Origin of the sequence: Pseudonocardia acidicola (genome assembly GCF_012911935.1) — a bacterium.
Taxonomy (GTDB): domain Bacteria; phylum Actinomycetota; class Actinomycetes; order Mycobacteriales; family Pseudonocardiaceae; genus Pseudonocardia; species Pseudonocardia acidicola.
Genome location: NZ_JAAXLA010000146.1, coordinates 1 through 4,246, shown reverse-complemented (window position 1 = coordinate 4,246; position 4,246 = coordinate 1). Strand labels below are relative to the sequence as shown.

The following is a 4,246-nucleotide window of genomic DNA, read 5'->3' as shown; positions in this document are numbered from 1 at the left end:
CACTGCTGTCGTTGCACTGCTGTCGTTGCACTGCTGTCGTTGCACTGCTGTCGTTGCACTGCTGTCGTTGCACTGCTGTCGTTGCACTGCTGTCGTTGCACTGCTGTCGTTGCACTGCTGTCGTTGCGTAGGCGGTGTCGTGGGGTGGCGCATTCCGCGGGTGCCGACGCAGTGTCGTTCACGGAGGCGGTGACCGCACTGCGGATTCTCGCGCCGGCGCGGAATCGACGCGCGGTGTGCGGCAGACGACGGTGGTCGGAGGGCCCAGCTGACTGGCCGGGGATCGCCAGGCGGGCATCGGCCGAGGGCCGCCGATCTCGGTGCGCAGCGCGGGCAGGCTCGTAGAGACCCTGGCGGCCGCTGCCGCCCTCGGCGGGTAGCCGGGCCGCATCACCGGTCCGTCCAGACCCAGCGCCTCGGGAACGCGTGTGTTGACCGGCCCGACCCGGGCGCGATGGGATCGCGGCGGCCCCCGCGCACAGTCCCATCGCCGCCCGGGTGCCAGGACCGTGCCGGTGCCGGCCCAGGCGATCCCGGCGAAGCTCGGTCCACCGGCGGTCCGGGGACACGTACGACCACCCCACACGATCACCAGAACCGGGCCCGCTGTTTCACGTGAAACACCGGCGCCCCGGCCCGGCCGCGGCCGGAATTCCGTCGATCCGGTACGCGGGCGTCGCCACATCCGACGTGTCAGCGGCGCAGCCGCACCGGCGAGCGGGGAGCGGTGGGTCGACTCCGGACCGGATCGCTGGGAGCGTCCGTGATCCACGGCGGCGAGCGCCCGGTGGACCGGGATCCCGCAGCATCGCTCAGGTGGCCGGGGCGGCGTTTCACGTGAAACACCGTCGCTCCGGATCGGTTGGTCGTCTCGACCTGACACGTCGTCGCCGGGCCGGCCGCCCGTCGGATGCTCCGATGACGGCTGCCGACAGCCGAGTGTGAGCGTCGAGTGCTGGAGCGCTCGATTCCGGCGTCCGGCGCCACGAGCCGCTCGGCGCTGCCGATCCGGGAGCGGGCGTGGCCGCACTCGGTGCGCCCGGTCCCGTTGAGTCGTTCGGCCTTGCCCTCGTTCCATGGGCAACCCCGGTTGGCGAACCGACGCCGCCGGCCCCGGCACGATGCCTGCGAGCACCTGTCGTGGCTGCGGCACCAGGCGGCCACGGTGCAGGAACCCGGGACGGCCGTCGTCGCGCCCGTCGGACAGCACCCCGTAATGGCCCACGCCGGTGGTCGTAACCGGTCGGGTTTCTCCTGTCCCGGTGGACGGCGGAGGCCTCGCACCCCGGCAGCTGCCACCCGGCAGGCTTCTGCGCATCCGCGTGCAGCGGTTCCCCGCGCGCGACGTTCCCGGCGGACCGGAAGTGCCACCGCACCGGAGTCCCTCGGAGACCGGGTCGGCCGCAGACAGCGGTGGCACCTGGCGGGGGCGGCGCCCGCCCCGGGGGCGCAGACGACCAGGCCGGGCCGGCGGCCGGACACAGGTCGCACTTGCCTCTGGGCCCTCACCGGATGTGTGCGGCGCTGCGGTGCGCGCGACGGGCGAACGGCCGCGTTTCCCAACCCTCGCCCCCGGTTCCGAGGCATCCGCTTGTGCACGTCGCCAGCGAGACCCCGAACTGCTCGGCGATCCGCGCGCCCGGCGCCGCTCGGCCGAGAGCCGACGGGCCGGGATCCTCGTGCGGGCGGCGGTGCCGCGCGCCGCCGCCACCTCCGGTCCGTGATGTGAGGGCGTCGATCGAACCGGCTTCACCGGAGCCCCACCCCGAGACGTCCCTGTGTCCGGGTACGACCCGGGGTTCGGTGTTTCACGTGAAACAGCCACACCCGCTTCGCCGCAGGCCTACGAACCCGTGGCGTCGACCGTGTCCGGGCCACACCGCCTGGCGGGTGTTTCACGTGAAACGGCGACTCACCGGCTTCGCCGGAAGGCTGCGAACCCCCGTGCCGTCGACCGCGTCCGGCGCGCCCCTGGCCGGCGTTTCACGTGAAACAGTGACAGCCCCTCGGTCGGAGCCACCGAACACGGTCCGCGCCGTCAACCGCGTCCATGCGGCGGTGGCAGCCCCCGGACCGGGTCGGTCGCAGCGGTTCGCGCTCTCGCCCGTCCAGCCCGCACCGGCTCCGGCGCCGCACGAACAGCTCCCGGCTCGACACGTTGCCAGCGCCACTCGATCGCCGGGGCGTTCGCGTCCCATCCCGGGCGGCGTCGTACGTTCGCTGGCACCATCTGACCGGGGCGCAGGACGCCGTCTGCCGCCCGGCCGAACACCGCAGCGCGGCGATCAGCCGGCCATGGGCCGACGTCGGCCTCCCGCGGAGCGGCCCTGCAGGAGCGCGACCGCGTCGTGCCCGCAGCCTCGCACGCACCGCGCGCGGTGGTTCGGACCGCAGCCCGGAGCGCGGCGCGCGACCGTCGCCGGGAAGGGCGGGGCGCAAGACCTCTGACCACACGACCTCGCCCCGTGGTCGCACGATGCGGGTCCACGTGACCCCACCGAACCGGACTGCATGCCGAGTGCCATGCCGGCGTCGTCTCGATCAGACGACCGCGGTGTGGCGGAGCGTGCCCGCCCCCGGGGAGACCGGCCGCTTCGACGTCCCGCCCCGAGTCGTCCGGGCAGGCTTCGGACACGGAACGACCGACGACCGGAGGTACCGGCGCCGCGGCGACCGTCGACGTCTGAAGCGCACCGTGGAGCCGCCCACGACTGGACAGGCGACCGGACTCACCGCGCACCCGGACAGGACGACGGCGGGATCGGCACCACGCCGCACCACCCGGACCGGCTTGTCGCCGTTCGCTCATCCCCGCCGGCGACCGGGCCGGGCCGCACCTGCGGCGGTGCGGCCGCTGCCCGCGCAGGACACCCGACCCGACCGTGGGCCTCGCCGTCACCCGGCCCCACCGATCTCGCGCGTGAACCACACGTCGGCCAGGGGAGCGGCCCAGGTTCGAGGGCCGGGGATCCGGCACCCCGTCAGGGCTGACCCCCTGCAGGGGCGGCGACCACGGATGACGTCCACGCCGCGGCGCGAGATCGTCCGCCAGCACATCCCGACAGGCGCCGGCTCGGTCCGGGTTCACACCGGCGCCCGACGTGAACCAGGAGCACGGTGGCCGTCGGATGACGGGAGTGCGCGACATCGACGGTGGCCAGGCCGAGCGGCCCGGTGCCCCGGGAGCGGGAGGGCTGCGTACCGGGCCCGGAAGCCGTCAGGTGTTGCTCGGCGGGGTCATCATCCCCGCGATGCGCTCGAGATCCTCCACGGAGCCGAACTCGACGACGATGCGTCCCTTGCGCTGCCCGAGTTCGACCTTGACCCGGGTGTCGAAGGTGTCGGACAGGCGCTCGGCGAGGTCCTGCAGTCCGGGTGCCTGGATCGGCTTGCGCCGCGCCGGGCGGACCGGAGCCGGCCCGTCACGTCGGGCCAGCACGACGGCCTCCTCGGTGGCCCGCACCGACATTCCCTCGGCCACGATGCGCGCGGCGAGCTCCTCCTGCTGGCCCGGGTCCTCCAGACCGAGCAGCGCGCGGGCGTGGCCGGCCGTCAGCACCCCGGCAGCGACCCGGCGCTGCACCGACACGGGGAGCTTCAGCAGCCGGATCATGTTCGTGACGACCGGGCGGCTGCGGCCGATGCGGTCCGCCAGCTCGGTCTGGGTGACGCCGAACTCGGCCAGCAGCTGTTCGTAGGCCGCCGCCTCTTCGAGCGGGTTGAGCTGGACGCGGTGGATGTTCTCCAGCAGCGCGTCCCGCAGCATCGAATCGTTGCCGGTCTGCCGCACGATGGCGGGCAGCCGGTCCAGCCCGGCGCGCTGGGCCGCCCGCCAGCGGCGCTCACCCATCACCAGCTGGTAGCGGCCAGGGGTGGTCTCGCGGACGACGATCGGCTGCAGGAGGCCGAACTCGCGGATCGAGTGCTCGAGCTCGGCGAGCGATTCCTCGTCGAAGGCGGTGCGCGGCTGGTGCGGGTTCGGCTCGATCGCGGCGACGTCGAGCTCGCGGTACTCGGCCCCGGCCACGGATCCCCGGACCGCGTCGGCCGGGGGAGTGGACGGCGCCGCTGCCCCGCCGGGCGTCGGACGGCTCCACGACGTGGGGGCATCGGACGACGGGCCGGCGGGCAGATTGCCGAGCGGGGGCGCGGAGGCGGGAGCGGCAGCGGGGCGAAGTGCCGGCGCAGCGTCTTGGGCAGCGTCTTGATCAGCGCGGTGACGAGTTCCTCGCGCAGTCCGGGGACC

At 74.1% G+C, this 4,246-nt stretch carries 1 protein-coding gene and 1 pseudogene; both read right to left on the bottom strand.

The genetic code is table 11. From position 1 onward, the window contains the following. Positions 1-3,217: 3,217 nt before the first annotated feature. On the bottom strand, positions 3,218-4,132 hold the full coding sequence (locus HF526_RS34195) for a ParB/RepB/Spo0J family partition protein (RefSeq protein ID WP_169385794.1): 915 nt from the start codon (positions 4,130-4,132) through the stop codon (positions 3,218-3,220). A gap of 29 nt (positions 4,133-4,161) precedes the next feature. Beyond that, positions 4,162-4,246, bottom strand: a pseudogene (locus HF526_RS37620) (DUF3418 domain-containing protein); the annotation flags it as partial.